Origin of the sequence: Xanthomonas hyacinthi (assembly GCF_009769165.1) — a bacterium.
Classification (GTDB): domain Bacteria; phylum Pseudomonadota; class Gammaproteobacteria; order Xanthomonadales; family Xanthomonadaceae; genus Xanthomonas_A; species Xanthomonas_A hyacinthi.
The window spans coordinates 4,339,758-4,357,830 of record NZ_CP043476.1 but is presented as its reverse complement, the minus strand read 5'-3'; the positions used below and the strand labels follow the sequence as shown (position 1 = coordinate 4,357,830).

20 protein-coding genes are annotated in these 18,073 nt (G+C 69.6%); all 20 read left to right on the top strand.

Annotated features, from left to right (window positions below):
* Positions 1 to 8: 8 nt before the first annotated feature.
* Positions 9 to 1,016 carry a flagellar motor switch protein FliM gene (fliM, locus tag FZ025_RS19130; protein ID WP_104558573.1) on the top strand — a complete coding sequence of 336 codons (1,008 nt, stop codon included), beginning with the start codon at positions 9 to 11 and terminating at the stop codon, positions 1,014 to 1,016.
* Entirely contained in the window at positions 1,013 to 1,351 is a 339-nt protein-coding gene (gene fliN, locus FZ025_RS19125) for a flagellar motor switch protein FliN (protein ID WP_046979387.1), read from the top strand. The genes fliM and fliN overlap by 4 nt, the downstream gene beginning before the upstream one ends.
* Positions 1,348 to 1,764: a flagellar biosynthetic protein FliO gene (fliO, locus tag FZ025_RS19120; RefSeq protein WP_046979388.1), complete on the top strand. Its 417-nt coding sequence runs from the start codon at positions 1,348 to 1,350 to the stop codon at positions 1,762 to 1,764. The genes fliN and fliO overlap by 4 nt, the downstream gene beginning before the upstream one ends.
* Positions 1,765 to 1,766: 2 nt before the next feature.
* Positions 1,767 to 2,579: a flagellar type III secretion system pore protein FliP gene (gene fliP / locus FZ025_RS19115; protein ID WP_046979389.1), complete on the top strand. Its 813-nt coding sequence runs from the start codon at positions 1,767 to 1,769 to the stop codon at positions 2,577 to 2,579.
* 4 nt (positions 2,580 to 2,583) lie between these two features.
* On the top strand, positions 2,584 to 2,853 hold the full coding sequence (locus FZ025_RS19110) for a flagellar biosynthetic protein FliQ (RefSeq protein ID WP_046979390.1): 270 nt from the start codon (positions 2,584 to 2,586) through the stop codon (positions 2,851 to 2,853).
* Between the two features lie 16 nt (positions 2,854 to 2,869).
* Positions 2,870 to 3,661, top strand: a complete 792-nt coding sequence (gene fliR / locus FZ025_RS19105) for a flagellar biosynthetic protein FliR (RefSeq protein WP_046979391.1) — start codon at positions 2,870 to 2,872, stop codon at positions 3,659 to 3,661.
* 183 nt (positions 3,662 to 3,844) lie between these two features.
* Positions 3,845 to 4,975 carry a flagellar biosynthesis protein FlhB gene (gene flhB / locus FZ025_RS19100; RefSeq protein ID WP_046979392.1) on the top strand — a complete coding sequence of 377 codons (1,131 nt, stop codon included), beginning with the start codon at positions 3,845 to 3,847 and terminating at the stop codon, positions 4,973 to 4,975.
* Positions 4,972 to 7,056: a flagellar biosynthesis protein FlhA gene (gene flhA, locus FZ025_RS19095; RefSeq protein WP_046979393.1), complete on the top strand. Its 2,085-nt coding sequence runs from the start codon at positions 4,972 to 4,974 to the stop codon at positions 7,054 to 7,056. The genes flhB and flhA overlap by 4 nt, the downstream gene beginning before the upstream one ends.
* Before the next feature lie 170 nt (positions 7,057 to 7,226).
* Entirely contained in the window at positions 7,227 to 8,879 is a 1,653-nt protein-coding gene (gene flhF / locus FZ025_RS19090; protein ID WP_104558574.1) for a flagellar biosynthesis GTPase FlhF, read from the top strand.
* Positions 8,866 to 9,750 carry a MinD/ParA family ATP-binding protein gene (locus tag FZ025_RS19085; protein WP_046981702.1) on the top strand — a complete coding sequence of 295 codons (885 nt, stop codon included), beginning with the start codon at positions 8,866 to 8,868 and terminating at the stop codon, positions 9,748 to 9,750. The genes flhF and FZ025_RS19085 overlap by 14 nt, the downstream gene beginning before the upstream one ends.
* Positions 9,747 to 10,496, top strand: coding sequence for an RNA polymerase sigma factor FliA (locus tag FZ025_RS19080; protein WP_046981701.1), 750 nt, complete (start codon positions 9,747 to 9,749; stop codon positions 10,494 to 10,496). Before FZ025_RS19085 ends, FZ025_RS19080 begins: the two co-directional genes overlap by 4 nt.
* 18 nt (positions 10,497 to 10,514) lie before the next feature.
* Complete coding sequence (cheY, locus tag FZ025_RS19075) at positions 10,515 to 10,907, top strand: chemotaxis response regulator CheY (protein ID WP_046981700.1); 393 nt, start codon at positions 10,515 to 10,517, stop codon at positions 10,905 to 10,907.
* Positions 10,907 to 11,515, top strand: a complete 609-nt coding sequence (locus FZ025_RS19070; protein ID WP_104558575.1) for a protein phosphatase CheZ — start codon at positions 10,907 to 10,909, stop codon at positions 11,513 to 11,515. Before cheY ends, FZ025_RS19070 begins: the two co-directional genes overlap by 1 nt.
* Before the next feature lie 4 nt (positions 11,516 to 11,519).
* Positions 11,520 to 13,250, top strand: coding sequence for a chemotaxis protein CheA (locus FZ025_RS19065; RefSeq protein ID WP_104558576.1), 1,731 nt, complete (start codon positions 11,520 to 11,522; stop codon positions 13,248 to 13,250).
* Positions 13,251 to 13,419: 169 nt separating this feature from the next.
* Complete coding sequence (locus tag FZ025_RS19060; protein ID WP_104558577.1) at positions 13,420 to 14,160, top strand: flagellar motor protein; 741 nt, start codon at positions 13,420 to 13,422, stop codon at positions 14,158 to 14,160.
* A gap of 10 nt (positions 14,161 to 14,170) precedes the next feature.
* On the top strand, positions 14,171 to 15,175 hold the full coding sequence (gene motD, locus FZ025_RS19055; protein ID WP_046981548.1) for a flagellar motor protein MotD: 1,005 nt from the start codon (positions 14,171 to 14,173) through the stop codon (positions 15,173 to 15,175).
* The gene (locus FZ025_RS19050; protein WP_046981549.1) at positions 15,175 to 15,957 is read left to right on the top strand and encodes a ParA family protein; all 783 of its coding nucleotides are present in this window, start codon (positions 15,175 to 15,177) and stop codon (positions 15,955 to 15,957) included. The genes motD and FZ025_RS19050 overlap by 1 nt, the downstream gene beginning before the upstream one ends.
* The gene (locus FZ025_RS19045) at positions 15,954 to 17,096 is read left to right on the top strand and encodes a chemotaxis protein CheW (protein WP_104558578.1); all 1,143 of its coding nucleotides are present in this window, start codon (positions 15,954 to 15,956) and stop codon (positions 17,094 to 17,096) included. The genes FZ025_RS19050 and FZ025_RS19045 overlap by 4 nt, the downstream gene beginning before the upstream one ends.
* A 296-nt stretch (positions 17,097 to 17,392) precedes the next feature.
* A complete protein-coding gene (locus FZ025_RS19040; RefSeq protein WP_046978373.1) occupies positions 17,393 to 17,701 on the top strand; it encodes an STAS domain-containing protein in 309 nt (102 codons plus the stop codon).
* The gene (locus FZ025_RS19035; RefSeq protein WP_003470902.1) at positions 17,698 to 18,063 is read left to right on the top strand and encodes a response regulator; all 366 of its coding nucleotides are present in this window, start codon (positions 17,698 to 17,700) and stop codon (positions 18,061 to 18,063) included. The genes FZ025_RS19040 and FZ025_RS19035 overlap by 4 nt, the downstream gene beginning before the upstream one ends.
* The last annotated feature ends 10 nt before the right edge of the window (positions 18,064 to 18,073 follow it).

The window sequence follows — 18,073 nt, the reverse complement described above, 5'->3', positions numbered from 1 at the left end:
CCGCCGCGATGACCGACCTGCTTTCCCAAGACGAGATCGATGCGCTGCTGCATGGCGTCGATGCCGGCGCGGTGGACACCGGACCGGCGCCGCCGGCGCCGGGCGAAGCCCGCCAGTACGACTTCTCCAGCCAGGACCGGATCATCCGCGGGCGCATGCCGACCCTGGAGATGGTCAACGAGCGCTTCGCGCGGCTGTGGCGGATCGGCCTGTTCAACCTGATCCGGCGCTCGGCCGACCTGTCGGTGCGCGGCATCGACCTGATCAAGTTCAACGACTACATGCACTCGCTGTACGTGCCGAGCAACCTGAACCTGATCAAGTTCAAGCCGCTGCGCGGCACCGGCCTGATCGTGTTCGAGCCGACCCTGGTGTTCACCGTGGTCGACAACTTCTTCGGCGGCGACGGCCGCTACCCCACCCGCATCGAAGGCCGCGAATTCACCCCGACCGAGATGCGGGTGATCCAGCTGATGCTCAAGCAGACCTTCGCCGACCTGCACGAGGCCTGGGCGCCGGTGATGGAAGTGGAGTTCGAGTACCTCAATTCCGAGGTCAACCCGCACTTCGCCAACATCGTCACCCCGCGCGAGTACGTGGTGGTCAGCCGCTTCCACGTGGAGCTGGAAGGCGGCGGCGGCGAGATCCACATCACCCTGCCGTATTCGATGCTGGAGCCGATCCGCGAGCTGCTCGATGCCGGCATCCAGAGCGACCGCGTGGACCGCGACGAGAGCTGGAACATCATGCTGCGCGAGCAGCTCAACACCGCCGAGGTCACCATCTCCAGCGTGCTGGCGCAGAAGCAGATGACCTTGCGCGAGCTGACCCGGCTGAAGATCGGCGACGTGCTGCCGATCGAGCTGCCCAAGCACGTGCCGCTGTGCGTGGAGAACATCCCGGTGTTCACCGGCGAGTTCGGCATCTCGCGCGGCCAGAACGCGGTGAAGATCACTTCGACTCAACCCCCGGGCGCGCTGCGCCGCCGCCCCGCCCTTCAGGAAGACGCGTCATGAGCCAGAACGAAATCCCCGAGCCGGTCCCGGCCCAGTTCGACAGCCTGCAGCCGGAGGCCGGCAGCGACGGCAACGAGCTGAATCTGGACATGATCCTGGACGTGCCGGTGACCCTGTCGCTGGAAGTCGGGCGCAACCGCATTCCGATCCGCAACCTGCTGCAGCTCAACCAGGGTTCGGTGGTGGAACTGGAGCGCGGCGCCGGCGAGCCGCTGGACGTGTACGTCAACGGCACCCTGATCGCGCACGGCGAGGTGGTGACGATCAACGACCGCTTCGGTGTGCGCCTGACCGACGTGGTCAGCCCCAGCGAACGCATCCGGAGACTGCGGTGAGCCTATTGCTCGCCGCCGCCACCCAGGCGGCCAGGTCCGCTTCGGGCGTCGGCAGCGCCGCGCCCTCGCCGCCCAGTCTGCTCGGTGCGGTGTTCGCCCTGTTGCTGGTGCTGGGGCTGATCCTGGCCATGGCCTGGGTGCTCAAGCGCCTGCCCGGCAGCGGCTTCCGCCCGGCCGAAGGCCTGCGCGTGGTGGCCAGCCTGGCGGTCGGCGCCAAGGAGCGCGTGGTGGTGGTCGAGGTCAACGGCGAGCAGCTGCTGCTGGGCGTGTCGGCGGGCGGGGTTCGCAGCTTGCATCACCTGCCCGAGCCGCTGCCGCAAGCGCCGCCGTCGTCGCTGCCGGACCTCAGGCAGCTCAGGCACCTCCCCGATTTCGCCCAGTTGCTGGCACAGAAGCTGCGCAAGGACAAATGACCATGTTGCCTCGTTGGAACCGCTCTGCGCGCGGCCTGCGCCTGCTGCTGATCCTGCTGACGCTGAGCCTGCTGCCGGCCTTGGGCTGGGCCCAGGCCGCGCCCGCGGCGCCGGCCGCGCCGCGCGCCGCGCCGACCCTGCCCTCGCTGCCGGACGTGAACGTCGGCAAGGTCGGCGCGCAGCCGGTGAGCCTGCCGCTGCAGACCCTGCTGCTGATGACCGCGATCACCCTGCTGCCGTCGATGCTGCTGGTGCTGACCGCGTTCACCCGCATCACCATCGTGCTCGGCCTGCTGCGCCAGGCGATGGGCACCGGACAGACCCCGTCCAACCAGGTGCTGATGGGCCTGGCGCTGTTCCTGACCGCGCTGGTGATGATGCCGGTGTGGGAAAAGGCCTGGGGCCAGGGCATGAGTCCCTACCTCAACGGCCAGCTCGACTTCCAGACCGCCTGGACCCTGACCACCCAGCCGCTGCGCGCGTTCATGCTGGCGCAGGTGCGCGAGGCCGATCTGATGACCTTCGCCGGCATGGCCGGCAACGGCACCTACAGCGGCCCCGACGCGATCCCGTTCCCGGTGCTGGTGGCCTCGTTCGTGACCTCGGAGCTGAAGACCGCGTTCGAGATCGGCTTCCTGATCTTCATCCCGTTCGTGATCATCGACCTGGTGGTGGCCAGCGTGCTGATGTCGATGGGCATGATGATGATGTCGCCGATGCTGATCTCGGCGCCGTTCAAGATCCTGCTGTTCGTGCTGGTCGACGGCTGGGTGCTCACCGTCGGCACCCTCGCCGCCAGCTTCAACGGCGTCTGAGCCGATGAGTCCCGAACTGGCCCTGACCGAATTGCGCGGCGGCCTGATCACCGTGCTGTGGGTGGCCGGCCCGCTGCTGCTGTCGATGCTGGTGGTGGGCGTGGTGATCGGCGTGTTCCAGGCCGCCACCCAGCTCAACGAACCGACCATCGCCTTCATCGCCAAGGTCATCGCCCTGACCGCGATGCTGTTCGCCACCGGCAGCATGCTGCTGGCGCACCTGGTCGAGTACACCACCATGCTGTTCCAGCGCATCCCGCATCTGATCGGCTAGCCGGGTTCCGACGCCGATGGATTCCGCCACGCAAATGGTCATCGATGGCCAGCAGGCCTTCGCGATGGTCGGGGCGATCCTGTGGACCATGCTGCGCATCGGCGCGATGCTGATGGCGATGCCGCTGCTCGGCGCCCGCGCGGTGCCGGCGCGGGTCCGGGTGATGCTGGCGGCGACGCTGGCGATGGCGCTGGCGCCGCTGCTGCCGCCGGTGCCGGACTGGAACGGCTTCGATGCCGCGGTGGTGCTGAGCGTGGCGCGCGAACTGGCGGTCGGTGCGAGCATGGGCTTCATGCTGCGGCTGATCTTCGAAGCCGGCGCGCTGGCCGGCGAACTGGTCTCGCAGAGCACCGGCCTGAGCTTCGCGCAGATGGCCGATCCGCTGCGCGGGGTCACCTCCGGAGTGATCGGGCAATGGTTCTACCTGGCCTTCGGCCTGCTGTTCTTCACCGCCAACGGCCATCTGGCGGTGGTGGCGCTGCTGGTGGACAGCTACAAGGCGCTGCCGATCGGCAACGCGCTACCGGACACGCGGGCGATGGCCGCGGTGGCGCCGGATTTCTTCATGAGCATGATGCGCGGCGCGGTGACCCTGGCGCTGCCGGTGATGGTGGCGATGCTGGCGGTGAACCTGGCGTTCGGCGCGCTGGCCAAGGCCGCGCCGGCGCTGAACCCGATCCAGCTCGGCCTGCCGGTGGCGGTGGTGCTGGGCCTGGCGCTGCTGGCGGTGCTGGTCGGCGAGATGGGGCCGCCGGTACAGCGCCTGTTCGATGCCGCCTTCGACGCCGCCCGGCAGGTCGCCGCCTAGAATCCGTTGGCGCAAGCGCTGCCGGGCCTTGAGCGATTCAAGCCTTGCGTGGCTGCATCGCTCGTGTTTCCAAGGGCGTTGTGCCGGTGCAGCGCCCACTGCCGCGCAGCGGCTCCCGGCGGCGAACGGTACGGTCCTTGCAGGAAGCTGGGTTGAATCCCCTGCCCGGCGCGCCTCACCGTCATGTCCGAAAACGAAGAAGGCACCGAAAAAACCGAACAACCGACCGAAAAACGCCTGCGCGAGGCGCGCGAGCAGGGCAACATCCCGCATTCGCGCGAGCTGGCGACGGCGGCGGTGTTCAGCGCCGGCATCTTCGCCTTGATGGGCATGTCCGGCTCGCTGGCGGCCGGCGCGGTGACCTGGATGAAGGGCGCGCTGCGCCCGGATCCGGGCCTGTACGGCAACCCGGGCGCGCTGTTCGGCCACTTCGGCGAACTGCTGCTGGGGCTGCTGTGGGTGACCCTGCCGCTGGTCGGCATCTGCGTGGCGGCCGGCTTCGTCGCGCCGATCCTGATGGGCAGCCTGCGCTTCTCCGGGGCGGCGCTGATCCCCAAGCTCGAGCGGCTCAACCCGATGGCCGGGCTGACCCGGCTGTACGGCCCGGAAAGCCTGGCCGAACTGTTCAAGTCGATGCTGCGCATGGGCTTCGTCGGCGGCGCCGCCGCCCTGTGCATCTCCCACAACGTGGACGGCCTGCGCAGCCTGATGCGGCAACCGCTGGAAACGGCCATCGGCGACGGCCTGGGCTTCACCCTGCGCCTGCTGCTGTACACCGCCGGCGCGCTGGCGCTGCTGGCCGCGATCGACGCGCCGTACCAGAAGTGGAACTACACCCGCAAACTGAAGATGACCCGCGACGAAGTGCGCCGGGAAATGAAGGAGAGCGAGGGCAGCCCGGAGGTCAAGGGCCGCATCCGGCAGATGCAGATGCAGCTGTCGCAGCGGCGGATGATGGAGGCGGTGCCCAGCGCCGACGTGGTGGTGGTCAACCCCACCCACTACGCGGTGGCGCTGAAATACGAGAGCGGGCGCATGCGCGCCCCGACCGTGGTCGCCAAGGGCGTGGACGAACTGGCCTTCCGCATCCGCGAGCTCGGCGAACAGCACCGCGTCGCAGTGGTGTCTGCGCCACCGTTGGCACGCGCCTTGTATCGGGAAGGGCAACTCGGCAAGGAGATTCCCGTGAGACTGTATTCGGCGGTGGCCCAGATCCTCTCCTACGTGTACCAGCTGCGCGCCTGGCGCAGCGGGCCGCTGCCGCCGCTGCCGCCGCTGGAGGTCGATGAATTCGCCCCGGGGAGCACGCCATGAGCCAGCCCGCCGCGCAAATGAACACGCGCAAGATGATGGACATGATCAAGCACGGCCTCGGCGCGCCGGTGATCGTGGTGGCGATGCTGGCGATGGTGGTGGTGCCGCTGGCCGCGCCGGTGCTGGATGCCCTGTTCACCTTCAACATCGCGATCTCGCTGATGGTGTTGCTGGCGGTGGTCTACGTGAAGCGGCCGCTGGAGTTCAGCATCTTCCCGATCGTGCTGCTGATGACCACGATGCTGCGCCTGGCGCTGAACGTGGCCTCCACCCGCGTGATCCTGATCAACGGCCAGGACGGCCACGGCGCCGCCGGCAAGGTGATCGAGGCGTTCGGCGAGTTCGTGATCGGCGGCAACTACGCTGTCGGCATCGTGGTGTTCGCGATCCTGACCATCATCAACTTCGTGGTCATCACCAAGGGCGCCGGACGCGTGTCGGAAGTGACCGCGCGCTTCATCCTCGACGCCATGCCCGGCAAGCAGATGGCGATCGACGCCGACCTCAACGCCGGCCTGCTGACCCGCGAGGAAGCCAAGGCCCGGCGCGAGGAGGTTCGCGAGGAAGCCGACTTCTACGGCTCGATGGACGGCGCCAGCAAGTTCATCCGCGGCGACGCCATCGCCGGCATCCTGATCCTGTTCATCAACCTCATCGGCGGCATGGCGGTCGGCGTGCTGCAGCACGGCATGCCGGTCGGCCAGGCCGCGTCCACCTATACGCTGCTGTCGATCGGCGACGGCCTGGTCGCGCAGTTGCCGGCGCTGCTGGTGTCCTCGGCGGTGGCGATGCTGGTCACCCGCGCCTCGCGCTCGCAGGACATGGGCGCCTCGATGATGGGCCAGGTGTTCGGCCAGCACAAAGCGCTGGCGGTGGCCGCGGCGATCCTGGGCCTGGTCGGCCTGGTCCCGGGCATGCCCAACGTCGCTTTCTTGACGCTGGCGCTGATCCTGGGCCTGCTGGCCTGGAAGATGTGGAAGCGCAGCCTGCTGTTGGAAGAGGCCAAGCCGGATCCGGCGCAGCAGGCCGCCGCCGCCGGCGCGCAGGCCAATGCCGAGCTGGGCTGGGACGAACTGCGCCCGATCGACCCGCTGGGCCTGGAGGTCGGCTACCGGCTGATCCCGCTGGTGGACAAGGCCCAGGGCGGCGAACTGATGGCGCGGATCAAGGGCGTGCGCCGCAAGCTGACCCAGGACATCGGTTTCCTGGTGCCGCCGGTGCACATCCGCGACAACCTGGAACTGCCGGCCAACGCCTACCGCCTGCTGGTGCACGGGGTACCGGTGGCCACCGCCGACATCCATCCCGACCGCGAGCTGGCGCTGGACCCGGGCGGCGCGCTGGGCAAGATCGACGGCATTGCCGGCAAGGACCCCGCGTTCGGCCTGGACGCGATCTGGATCCAGCCGCACCAGCGCGCCCAGGCCGAGACCATGGGCTACACCGTGGTCGATCCGGCCACGGTGATCGCCACCCACCTGTCGCACCTGATCCGCGAGCACGCCCCGGAACTGCTCGGCCACGAGGAAGTGCAGCAGCTGCTGGCCACGCTGGCCAAGAGCGCGCCGAAGCTGGTCGAGGACCTCACCCCCAAGGCGCTGCCGCTGTCGGTGGTGGTGCGCGTGCTGCAGAACCTGCTGATCGAGAAGATCCCGGTGCGGCAGCTGCGCAAGATCGTCGAGGCGCTGGTCGAGCACGCCCCGCAGAGTCAGGAACCCGGCGTGTTGACCGCCGCGGTGCGCAATGCGCTGGGCCGCTTCATCGTCCAGGAAATCGCCGGGATGTCCGCCGAATTGCCGGTGTTCACCCTGGCCCCGCAATTGGAACGTGTCTTGCAGGACTCTACCCAGGGCAACGGTGCCGCGCTGGAACCCGGTCTGGCCGAGCGACTGCACCAGAGCCTGGCCGAATGCGTCAGCAAGCAGGAAGCGCGCAACGAACCGGCGGTGGTGCTGGTCCCGGCGCAAGTCCGCGCCGCGCTGGCCAGGCTGGTCCGCCACAGCGTCCCCTCGCTGTCGGTGCTGTCCTACAGCGAGGTTCCGGAAGACAAGCGGCTGAAGCTGGTCGGGACGATCAGCTGAGGTGACGGGAATCGGGAACAGGGAATGGGGAATCGCAACATCGCCCCTGCAGCGGAGAGAGCAATGAGCAAGATCGCCACAACCAAGACACGACATCGCAGCCCGCCAGGCAACGGCGCAAGCATCGCATCCATTCCCCATTCCCGATTCACTATTCCCGGCGTTCACCCATGAAGATCAAACGCTTCGTAGCCCCCGACATGCGCACCGCGTTCCGCATGGTGCGCGACGAGCACGGCCCGGATGCGGTGATCCTGTCCAACCGGCGCACCGACGAGGGCATCGAGATCGTCGCCGCCAGCAACTACGACGAAGCCCTGGTGCAGCAGGCGCTGGACGCGGTGCGTCCGGAAGAAGCGGCGCCGCGGCGGCCGGTGTCGGCCGCCAATCCGGCGCCGCGCGCGGCCAAGGCCGGCGCCATGGGCAACCCGGCGATGGCGATGATGGCCGCGATCAGCCAGCGCCGCTCCCCGGCCGCGGCCATGGCGACCACCGCGAGCATGGCGCAGGCCGCGCCGGTGCGGGCGCTGACCCAGCCCGCCGCGATCGCCGCCTCGGCGATGCCCGCCGGCACCGCGCCCGCGCCGACCCGTCCGCCCGCCGCGCCGCAGGCCCCTGCCCCGGCTCCCGCCGCCGCCGCCCCCTTCGCCGAATTCCGCATTCCCGAGGACGTGTTCCGCAACGCGCCGCTCAGCGTGCCGCTGCCCAGTCCGTTCGCCGCTCCGGCCGCCGCGGCCAGTGCCGCCGCGAGCGCCTCCGCCGTGCCGACCTGGCTCCAGGACATCGCCGCGGTGTCGTTGACCCCGGCCGCCGCGCCCAGCGCGCCCAGCGCCGAGCCGGTCGCCGCTGCCGCCAGCGCCGGGATCCCGGCGCTGCCGACCCCGGCACCGCTGGCGAGCTTCCCGGCCACGCAGAACGACGAACAATTGACTCAGCTGCGCGACGAACTGGCGCTGATGCGGCAGATGATCGAGCGCGAGATGAACCGGCTCACCGACGAACGCCTGCGCGGCTCGCCGGTGCGCGCGCAGGCGCTGGAGCTGATGGACGACTACGGCTTCGACAGCGGCCTCACCCGCGACGTGGTCATGCAGATCCCCGCCGACCTGGAGCTGCACCGCGGCCGCGGGCTGATGCTGGGGCTGCTGTCCAAACACCTGCCGATCGCCCCGCTGGACCCGATCGAGGAAGGCGGCGTGATCGCCCTGATCGGCCCCACCGGCGCCGGCAAGACCACCACCATCGCCAAGCTGGCCTCGCGCTTCCTGCAACGCCACGCCGCCCGCGACGTGGCCCTGGTCACCACCGACACCATCCGCGTCGGCGGCCGCGAACAGCTGCACAGCTACGGCCGCCAGCTCGGCATCGCCGTGCACGAGGCTGACAGCGACGCCGCCCTGCAGCAGCTGCTGGAGCGCCTGCGCGACTACAAGCTGGTGCTGATCGACACCGCCGGCATGGGCCAGCGCGACCGCGCCCTGGCCGCGCAGCTGCACTGGCTGCGCGCCTCGCGAGTGGTCCGGTCCTTGCTAGTACTCCCTGCCAACGCGCATTTCTCCGACCTGGACGAGGTGGTGCGCCGGTTCGCCGGCGCCGATCCGCAGGGGGTGATCTTGACCAAGCTGGATGAAACCGGGCGGTTTGGCAGTGCCCTGTCGGTGGTCGCGGACCACCGGCTTCCCCTCACCTGGGTGACCGATGGTCAGCGCGTGCCGGACGACCTGCACCGCGCCAACGCCGCCAGCCTGGTATTGCGCCTTGAAGATTTGCGGCGCGCTGCCGATAAGCCCTGTACTCCGGAGCAGAACCATGCCGTCGCGTGATTACGCCAATCTGACCAATGCCTTCCCCCTGTCGGCAACGCGCAGCGAACCGCTGGGCCCGGTGCGCACGATCGCCGTGACCGGCGGCAAGGGCGGCGTGGGCAAGACCAACATCTCGGTCAACCTGTCGATGGCGCTGGCCGACATGGGCAAGCGCACCCTGCTGCTGGACGCCGACCTGGGCCTGGCCAATGTCGACGTGCTGCTCGGGCTGACCCCCAAGTTCACCCTGGCCGACCTGGTCGCCGGGCGCTGCACCCTGGAAGAGGTGCTGATCGACATGCCCAACGGGCTGATGGTGGTGCCCGCCGCCTCCGGCCGCCGGCACATGGCCGAGCTGCCGGCGGCGCAGCACGTCGGCCTGGTCAACGTGTTCTCCGAGCTGCAGCGCGAGCTGGACATCATGGTCATCGACACCGCCGCCGGCATCACCGACAGCGTGCTGACCTTCTGCCAGGCCGCGCAGGACGCGGTGGTGGTGGTCTGCGACGAGCCGGCCTCGATCACCGACGCCTACGCGCTGATCAAGGTGCTGTCGCGCGAACGCGGCGTGGACCGGGTGCAGATCGTGGCCAACATGGTCCGCGACCTCAACGAAGGCCGCCTGCTGTACGACAAGCTGAGCCGGGTGTGCGAGAAGTTCCTCGGCGACGTGTCGCTGAACTACCTGGGCTGCGTGCCGCAGGACGACTGGCTGCGCCTGGCGGTGCAGCGCCAGCAGCCGGTGGTCAAGGCCTACCCGTCCAGCCCGTCGGCGCAGGCGATCGCCGAGATCGCCCGCCGCACCTCGCGCTGGCAGGCGCCGACGGTGCCGCGCGGCAACGTCGAGTTCTTCGTCGAACGGATCATCCAGCGGGGGGTCGCCGCATGAACGCCGCCGCCCACTACCGCGCCGTGCAGCGCAACAGTTCCAACGACTACATCGCCCAGCATGCGGACCTGGTGCGGCGCATCGCCCACCACCTGGCGGCGCGGCTGCCGGCCAGCGTCGAGATCGACGACCTGATCCAGGCCGGCATGATCGGCTTGATCGAGGCCTCGCGCAGCTACGACGCCGACCAGGGCGCCTCGTTCGAGACCTACGCCTCGATCCGCATCCGCGGCTCGATGATCGACGAGATCCGCCGCGGCGACTGGGTGCCGCGCTCGGTGCACCGCCGCGCCCGCGACGCCGCCGCGGCGATCCGCAAGATCGAGCAGCGCACCGGCCGCGCCGCCGCCGCCAACGAAGTGGCCGCGGCGATGGACATGCCGCTTCCCGAATACCTGCGCTTGATGGAAGATGCCGCGCGCGGCCAGGTGCTGAGCCTGGAGTCGCGGGTCGAGGACCACGGCGAGCTGGACACCATCGCCAAGGGCGGGCCCAATCCGCAGCAGATGCTGGAGCGCAGCGAGTTCGGCCGCGAACTGGGCAAGGCGATCGCACAGCTGCCCGAGCGCGAGCAGCTGGTGCTGTCGCTGTACTACGAACAGGAATTGAACCTGAAGGAAATCGGCGCGGTGCTCGGTGTCAGCGAGTCGCGCGTCTGCCAGATCCACGGCCAGGCCACGGTACGCTTGCGCGGGCGCTTGAAAGCGTTCGAAGCGGCCGACGCCGGCCTGGAAGACGAAGAATAAGACCCAAGGGAGTTAGCGGTGAACAAGAACATGCGGATTTTGATCGTGGACGATTTCTCGACGATGCGGCGCATCGTCAAGAATCTGCTCGGCGATCTGGGCTTCACCAACACTGCAGAGGCCGAAGACGGCAACAGTGCGCTGGCCGCGCTGCGCTCGGCACCGTTCGAGTTCGTGGTCACCGACTGGAACATGCCCGGCATGACCGGCATCGACCTGCTGCGCAACATCCGCGCCGACGACAAGCTCAAGCACCTGCCGGTGCTGATGGTGACCGCCGAGGCCAAGCGCGAGCAGATCATCGAGGCGGCCCAGGCCGGCGTGAACGGCTACATCATCAAGCCGTTCACCGCGCAGACGCTGCAGGAGAAGCTGGGCAAGATCTTCGAACGCATGGGAGCGACCGCCTGATGCAAGCCAGCGCCGAACGCAGCGCCCTGATCGAACGCCTGCAAGGTGCGCTGGACGCACTGGAAAAAGGCGACGAAGCCGCCTGGCGCAAGGAAATCGACACGCTCGCTGCCTGGCGCACGCGGCCGATGATGCAGGGCCTGAGCCGGCTGGCGCGCGACCTGGGCCAGGCGCTCGGCGAACTGCCTACCGTCCCCACCGAAGCCGGCGAGCTGGACGATGCCTGCTCGCGCCTGGACCACGTGGTGGCGATGACCGAACAGGCCAGCCACCGCACCCTGGACCTGGCCGAGGAATGCCGCGCGCTGGCCGAACAGCTGCGTGCCGGCGGGCTGACCGGCGACCAGGGCGAGATCCTCGACAAGATCCGCCACAACCTCACCGAGATGGCCCTGGCGCAGAGCTTCCAGGACCTGACCGGGCAGATCATCCGCCGCGTCGCCGGGATCGTGCGCCGCGTGCACGAAGGCTTCGGCGCGCTCGGCCTGCCGCCGAAGGAGGAAAAGAAGCCCGACGGCAGCCTGGCCGGCCCGGCGCTGGCCGGACTGGACCGCCACGGCGTGTCGCAGAACGACGCCGACGACCTGCTGTCCGGACTGGGGTTGTAGTCTGATGAGCGCCGTCCCCGACGACATCGCTGCCGACTTCATCATCGAGGCCCAGGAAATCCTGGACCGGCTCGGCGAGCAATTGGTGTCGCTGGAGCAGGCGCCCGAGGACAGCGACCAGCTCAACGCGGTATTCCGCGGCTTCCACACGCTCAAGGGCGGCGCCGGGTTCCTGGCGATCAACGCCATGGTCGAACTGTGCCACGCCGCCGAGGACACCCTGGGCCAGGCCCGCGCCGGCCAGGCCACGCTGCAGGCGCGGCACTTCGACGCCGCGCAGCAGTCGCTGGACTACCTGCAGTCGATGCTCGACGCGTTCGGCAGCGGCAGCGAACCGCCGCGCGCGCCGCCGCAGCTGATCGCGCAGTTCGCGACCAGCGGCGAGGAAACAGCGGTGGTGCCGGGACTCGGAAAGAGCACGGCGCCTGCAGCGTCCCAATCCGCTGATCCCGAGATGATCAGCGACGACGAATTCGAAGCACTGCTGGACAACCTGCACGGCGCTGCCCCGCCCAGCGCCAAGCCGCAGCTTTCCCCAGTCCCGATCCCGGCCGCGCCGAAGGCCGCGGCGGCGCCCACCAAGGCCGCCGAACCCGAACACACCGTGCGCGTGGACACCAAGCGCCTGGACGCGATCGTCAATCTGATCGGTGAACTGGTGCTGTCGCGCAACCGGCTCAAGACCCTGCGCGTGCGCCTGCGCGACGAAGAACTGGACCGCGCGGTCAGCAGCCTGGACATCGCCACCGCGCGCCTGCAATCGGCGGTGATGCGCACCCGCATGCAGCCGGTCGGCAAGGTGTTCTCGCGCTTCCCGAAAGTGGCGCGCGACGTCGCCCGCTCCTTGAACAAGGAAGTGGAGCTGGAACTGATCGGCGCCGACACCGAACTGGACCGCAACCTGGTCGAGGCGCTGGCCGATCCACTGGTGCACCTGGTGCGCAACGCGATCGACCACGGCGTCGAAGCGCCGGCGCTGCGCGAGGCGTCGGGCAAGCCGCGCAGCGGCCATGTGCGCCTGTCGGCGCAGCAGGAAGGCGACTACGTCAGCATCGAGGTGCAGGACGACGGCGCCGGCATCGACCCGGAGCGGCTGCGCGCCAAGGCGCGCGAGAAGGGCCTGATCGATCCGGAAGCCGCCGCGCGCCTGACCACCGAGGAATGCCTGCACCTGGTGTTCCTGCCCGGCTTCTCGACCAAGTCCGAAGTCACCGACATCTCCGGCCGCGGCGTCGGCATGGACGTGGTGCAGTCGCGCATCCGCGAACTCAGCGGGCAGATCCAGATCCAGTCCGAACTGGGCCGCGGCAGCCGCTTCCTGATCCGCGTGCCGCTGACCCTGGCGATCCTGCCGACCCTGCTGGTGCAGGCCGGCGACACCGTTTATGCGCTGCCGCTGGCGCGCGTGGTCGAGGTGCTGCATGCGCCGCGCCGCTCGCTGGGCTGGTTCGACGGCCGCGCCGTGCTCGACCGGCAATCGCACACCTTGCCGCTGGTGGACCTGCGCCAGTGGTTGAACATCGAGGCGCCGCAGCTGCCGCTGCTGACCGTGGTGGTGGTGCAGGCCGGCGAATCGCGCATGGGCCTGGTCGTGGACCAGGTCCGCGGCCGCGAGGAAGTGGTGATCAAGCCGCTGCCGCGTGCGCTGCGCGGCCTGCCCGGCTACGCCGGCGCGACCCTGATCGGCGACGGCCGGCTGGCGCTGATCCTGGATGTGGATGGGTTGAAGAGCTGATAGAGCCGGGATTGGGGATTGGGGATTGGGGATTCGGGATTGGGGAGATGCCGCGCACTCGCCGATCCGCAGCTCGCAGCCGACGGCTGGCCGCCTCGAATCCCCAATCCCGAATCTCCAATCCCGGCCGCCCCATCAAGTCCCTCCCCTCGCGGCCGATAGTTCCTGCATGGACAAACTCAGTCTCATTGGCTTGCTGCTGGCGATCGCCTCGCTGGTCGGCGGCAGCATCCTCAAGGGCGCCGGCGTTTCGGCGCTGTGGTCGCCGGCCGCGTTCGTGATCGTGATCGTTGGCACCATCGCCGCGATCCTGGTGCATACCCCGCCGGCGGTGTTCAAGCGCGCGTTCCAGATCGCCAAGTGGATCCTGCGTCCGCCGGCCAGCGATCGCCAGGCCCTGCTGCTGCAGATCATGGAGTGGAGCAACATCGCCCGCCGCCAGGGCCTGCTCGGCCTGGAGAACCAGGTGCAGCAGCAGAACGACCCGTTCGTGCGCAAGGGCCTGCAGATGCTGGTCGACGGGGTGGAGCCGGAATCGATCCGGCACATGCTGGAGATCGACCTGGACGGCCAGGAACACTGCGACCTGGCCGCGGCCAAGGTGTTCGAAGGCATGGGCATCTATGCGCCGACGCTGGGCATCATCGGCGCGGTGCTGGGGCTGATCGCGGTGATGAAGAACCTCGCCGACCCGAGCAAGCTCGGCCACGGCATCGCCGCCGCGTTCACCGCCACCATCTACGGCATCGCCTCGGCCAACCTGCTGTTCCTGCCGATGGCCAGCAAGCTCAAGAGCGTGATCAAGCACAGCAGCGGCGAGCGCGAAATGATCATCGAGGGGCTCATCGCCATCGCCCAGGGCGAGAACCCGCGCAACATCGAATCGAAGCTGGCCGGCTTCTTGCATTGACCCCACGACCATGGCCCGCAAGCGTCAGCACGAAGATCACGTCAACCATGAGGCATGGGCCATCCCCTATGCCGATCTGATGACGTTGCTGCTCGCCTTCTTCGTGGTGATGTACGCGCTGTCCACGGTCAACGAGGCCAAGTACCGGGTCATGGCCGACGCGATGAGCACCGCTTTCGGCGGCGCGCCGCGGACGATGAGCCCGGTGCAGGTCGGCGAACGCCTGATGCAGGGCCAGGGCGGCGCGCGTCCGACCCCGATCAAGTCCAGCCCGGCGCTGTCCCTGCCCGACCCGAACCGGCTGCCCTCGGCCTCGCCGCTGCGCGCGCCCGGCGCGCTGCGCGACGAGGAGCAGCTGCGCCGCGCGCAGCGCCAGCTCGACGGCATCGCCGACCGGCTCGGCGCCGCGCTGGCGCCGCTGATCCAGAAGCAGCTGATCACCGTGCGCCATGCCGGGCTGTGGATCGAAGTGGAGATCAACAGCGACATCCTGTTCGGCTCCGGCTCCGCGTCGCTGGACCAGAGCGCCCGCTCCACCCTGGCGCAGCTGGCGCAGGTGCTGGTGCCGGTGCCCAACGGCGTGCGCGTGGAGGGCTATACCGACAACAGCCCGATCGCCACCGTGCAGTTCCCGTCCAACTGGGAGCTGTCGGCGGCGCGCGCGGCCAGCGTGGTGCATCTGTTCGCCGACCAGGGCCTGCAGCCGTCGCGGCTGTCGATGATCGGCTACGGCGAGTTCCGCCCGCGTGCCGACAACGGCAGCCAGGCCGGCCGCAACGCCAACCGCCGCGTGGTGCTGGTGATCCTGGCCGATGCCGGCGGCGCCGATCGCGCTGGCGCCGATCGCGGCCGCGACGCGGCGCCCGTCGCCGCGGCCGGCACCCCGTCGCCGCAAGACCGATTGACCGATACCGCCGGCGCAGCGCCGGCGAGCCCGCTACATTTCGCCGCGGCGGCTGCCGGCAATGCCGGCCAGCCCCGCGCGGTACCTGCCGCCATTGAAGGAGTGAACTGATGCGCATCTGGGCGATTGCCAACCAGAAGGGTGGCGTGGGCAAGACCACGACCACGCTGGCGCTGGGCCGTGGCTTGGCCATGCTCGGCCACCGCGTGCTGATGCTGGATCTCGATCCGCACGCCTCGTTGACCCGTGCCTTCGAGGTGCCGCAGGATCCGCCGCCGAGCGGCGTGCTCGACCTGTTCGCCACGCCGCCGGGCGACCTGACCGCGCTGGCCCGCGACAGCGCCATCGAGCGCCTGAGCTATGTCTGCGGGCAGACCGCGCTGGCCACGCTGGAGCGGCGCAGCGCCAACCAGCCCGGGCTGGGCCTGGCCCTGCAGCAGGCCATGGCGCGTCACGCCGGCCAGCACGACTACATCCTGCTCGACTGCCCGCCGACCCTGGGCCTGCTGATGATCAACGCGCTGGCCGCGGCCGATCGGGTGATCATCCCGACCCAGGCCGAGCCGCTGGCGCTGCACGGCCTGGCCAGCATGGTCCGTACCGTGGACATGGTCGAGCGCTCGCGCCGCCGTCCGCTGCCCACCTCGATCCTGCCGACCCTGTACGACAAGCGCACCCGCGCCGGCAACGACACCCTGCGGCAGATGCAGGACAGCTACGGCGAGCGGGTCTGGGAAGACGCGATCCCGGTCGATACCAAGATCTGCAACGTCAAGGCGTTGACCGTCGCCGGCGTCCCCGGCGACTACCCCGGCCGCGGCCTGGCCGCCTACCGGCGCGCGCTGGAATGGCTGATCGCCAGCGATGCCACGCCGCTGGAGCAGGCCGCATGAACGCCCCCGGGGTCATCGACGACTATCTGGAAGGCCTGCTGCACGAGGCGATCGCCGAGGAGCGGGACGCCGAACGCCAGGCGACGCGCGCGGCGGCCAGCGCCGCAGCGGCGCCGGAACCGGCGCGCGCCGTCGCCGCGCCCGCCCCGGCCGGCCCCACCGCGGCAGAGATCGCCGCCGCGGTGCTGGCCGAAGCCGATTCCGACCCGGCCCTGGCCGGGATCATGTCGCAGCAGGCCCCGGCGCCCAAGCCGGCCGGCCCGACCCCGCAAGAGATCGCCGCCGCGGTGCTGGCCGAAGCCGATTCCGATCCGGCCCTGGCCGGGATCATGTCGCAGCAGGCCCTGGCGCCCAAGCCGGCCGGCCCGACTCCGCAAGAGATCGCCGCCGCGGTGCTGGCCGAAGCCGATTCCGACCCGGCCCTGGCCGGGATCATGTCGCAGCAGGCCCCATCCGATGCCGAGCGCCAGGCCGATCTGGAGGTGGTCGCGGCGATGGAGATGCAGCGCGCCGCCGCGCCGCCGCGCGACCTGGCCGCCGAAGACGATGCGGCGGCAGCACGTGCGACCAAGCGTCCGCCGATGGCGGTGCCGCCGGAACGCCGCGTCGAGGCCGAGCGCACGCAGGCCGCGGGCGCGCGGCTACCGCCCAACCTGCAGGCGTTCATGGCCCCGAGCGTGCCCCACGAAGCCTCCCCGCACCAGCGCCGCGCGCCGGACCGCAGCACCCGCTGGCTGCGCCTGCGCTGCGGCGAACAGGCCTATGCGCTGGAACTGCTGAAGGTGCAGGAAGTGGTGCTGCCGGTGCCGTTGCTGGCGCTGCGCGGCACCCCGACGGCGATGCTGGGGATCATGAACCTGCGTGGCCAGGTGGTGCCGGTGATCGACCTGGGCATCCACCTGGGCGCCGCACCGATCGAGATGGACATGCTGACCCGGGTGGTGGTGCTGGAAGAGAACGGCGAGACCCTGGGCCTGCGCGTGTCCGCGGTCGAGGACGTGGCCAGCCTCACCGACCAGCAGATCGAGCCGCCGGACAACGCCCGCATCTGCCGCATCTCCAATCACCTGTTCCGCGGCGTGGCGCGGCTGGGGCCGCAGCCGATGATCCTGCTCGACGCCGAGCAGCTGCTGCACTGAGGCCATGCGGAGGGTCCCGCTGCGCCTGAACGCTTGCGGGTCGAGCAGCAAGAAGCAAAGCAGGCTCGTTGAGGTAAGCGAGCGTGCCACGCAGCAGTCTTCCGCGCGCCCGGCCAAGCCTGGCGCGTCCCTGTCGCGGCAACGACCGGCCCCGGCCCGGCGCCGCGCCGCGCCAGCGGCGATGCCCGGCATCACCGCCCGGCAACTGCCAACCCTGCCGCACTTTCCCGATGCGCCGCTAAAGCTTCCCGCGCATTGGCCGTTATCTGCCCTAGAACCATTCGTGCGGAGCAATGATGAGCACAGTCACCCTGGGCGAGGATCTCGGCATCGAGACCAGTGCCGACCTGAAACAACGGCTGACCCCGTTGCTGGCGTCGGACGACGAGCTGCAGCTGGACGCCGGCGAGGTCCGCCGCATCCATACCGCCTCCGTGCAGGTGCTGTGCGCATTCGTCGATGCACGTCGCCAGGACGGCAAACGCACGGTGTTCGCGGCCTGCAACGACACGTTCCGCGATGCGGCACGCCTGCTGGGGGTCAGCGCATCGCTGGGCCTTCCTGCACCCCCTGACAACCTGAAATCTGTGGAGAACGCGGCATGAGCGCACGTATCTTGGTGGTGGACGATTCGGCGTCGATGCGCCAGATGGTCTCCTTTGCCCTGACCTCGGCCGGGTTCGCGGTGGAGGAAGCCGAAGACGGCCAGGTCGCGCTCGGCCGCGCCCAGGGCCAGCGCTTCAACGCGGTGGTCACCGACGTCAACATGCCGAACATGGACGGCATCTCGCTGATCCGCGCGCTGCGCCAGCTGCCGGACTACAAGTTCACGCCGATGCTGATGCTGACCACCGAGTCGGCGGCGGACAAGAAGTCCGAAGGCAAGGCGGCCGGCGCCACCGGCTGGCTGGTCAAGCCGTTCAACCCGGAACAGCTGATCGCCACCGTCCAGAAAGTCCTGGGCTGATTCCCTCTCC

Coding starts and splice junctions, on each gene's coding strand:
- fliR (WP_046979391.1), top strand. CDS start 2,870: ATGGATTCCGCCACGCAAATGGTCATCGATGGCCAGCAGGCCTTCGCG.
- FZ025_RS19045 (WP_104558578.1), top strand. CDS start 15,954: ATGAACGCCCCCGGGGTCATCGACGACTATCTGGAAGGCCTGCTGCAC.
- flhB (WP_046979392.1), top strand. CDS start 3,845: ATGTCCGAAAACGAAGAAGGCACCGAAAAAACCGAACAACCGACCGAA.
- FZ025_RS19080 (WP_046981701.1), top strand. CDS start 9,747: ATGAACGCCGCCGCCCACTACCGCGCCGTGCAGCGCAACAGTTCCAAC.
- fliM (WP_104558573.1), top strand. CDS start 9: ATGACCGACCTGCTTTCCCAAGACGAGATCGATGCGCTGCTGCATGGC.
- fliP (WP_046979389.1), top strand. CDS start 1,767: ATGTTGCCTCGTTGGAACCGCTCTGCGCGCGGCCTGCGCCTGCTGCTG.
- flhF (WP_104558574.1), top strand. CDS start 7,227: ATGAAGATCAAACGCTTCGTAGCCCCCGACATGCGCACCGCGTTCCGC.
- FZ025_RS19060 (WP_104558577.1), top strand. CDS start 13,420: ATGGACAAACTCAGTCTCATTGGCTTGCTGCTGGCGATCGCCTCGCTG.
- FZ025_RS19040 (WP_046978373.1), top strand. CDS start 17,393: ATGAGCACAGTCACCCTGGGCGAGGATCTCGGCATCGAGACCAGTGCC.
- FZ025_RS19070 (WP_104558575.1), top strand. CDS start 10,907: ATGCAAGCCAGCGCCGAACGCAGCGCCCTGATCGAACGCCTGCAAGGT.
- FZ025_RS19035 (WP_003470902.1), top strand. CDS start 17,698: ATGAGCGCACGTATCTTGGTGGTGGACGATTCGGCGTCGATGCGCCAG.
- fliN (WP_046979387.1), top strand. CDS start 1,013: ATGAGCCAGAACGAAATCCCCGAGCCGGTCCCGGCCCAGTTCGACAGC.
- FZ025_RS19050 (WP_046981549.1), top strand. CDS start 15,175: ATGCGCATCTGGGCGATTGCCAACCAGAAGGGTGGCGTGGGCAAGACC.
- FZ025_RS19065 (WP_104558576.1), top strand. CDS start 11,520: ATGAGCGCCGTCCCCGACGACATCGCTGCCGACTTCATCATCGAGGCC.
- FZ025_RS19110 (WP_046979390.1), top strand. CDS start 2,584: ATGAGTCCCGAACTGGCCCTGACCGAATTGCGCGGCGGCCTGATCACC.
- motD (WP_046981548.1), top strand. CDS start 14,171: ATGGCCCGCAAGCGTCAGCACGAAGATCACGTCAACCATGAGGCATGG.
- flhA (WP_046979393.1), top strand. CDS start 4,972: ATGAGCCAGCCCGCCGCGCAAATGAACACGCGCAAGATGATGGACATG.
- FZ025_RS19085 (WP_046981702.1), top strand. CDS start 8,866: ATGCCGTCGCGTGATTACGCCAATCTGACCAATGCCTTCCCCCTGTCG.